Annotated in this window: 1 protein-coding gene; it reads left to right on the forward strand. The window is 65.8% G+C overall.

Annotation, left to right across the window (positions count from 1 at the left end):
• On the forward strand, positions 1–556 hold a 556-nt coding region (locus PJK54_RS17710; RefSeq protein WP_271303510.1), incomplete at both ends, for a VCBS domain-containing protein.

Below are 556 nucleotides of genomic sequence, written 5' to 3' on the forward strand. Positions count from 1 at the left end.
CACCGGGCAGAGCACCAGCGACAGCCTGGACATCGCGATCCTCGATACCGCGCCGGAGGCCAAGGCCGACGCCCGCAACATCGACGAAGACACCACCACGGCACTCGACGGCAACGTCATCGACGGCACCAACGACACCGCCGATACCCTGGGCGCCGATGCCACCAGCGTGACCAGCGTCACGCCGGACGGCGGGAGTGCGTCTGCCGTCACCGCGGATGATGCGACGGTCGTCACCGGCAGCTACGGCACGCTGACCCTCAACAGTGATGGCAGCTACAGCTATGTGCTGGACAACAGCAATGCCGAGGTCCAGGGCCTGGATGATGGGGCGTCACTGGCCGACGTCTTCAGCTACACGATCACCGACGCCGATGGCGATGCCTCCAGCACCACGCTGACCATCACCGTCGACGGCTCGACCGATGGCGTGCCGACCATCACCTCGCTGGATGACCAGTCGGTCACTGAGGCGACCGGCGGCACCGTCACTGACACCTTCCAGGTGGAAGCGGATGCCGGCATCGCCAGCGTCACCGTGAATGGCACTGACATC

This window comes from Cobetia sp. MMG027, from assembly GCF_027947415.1.
Lineage (GTDB): Bacteria > Pseudomonadota > Gammaproteobacteria > Pseudomonadales > Halomonadaceae > Cobetia > Cobetia marina.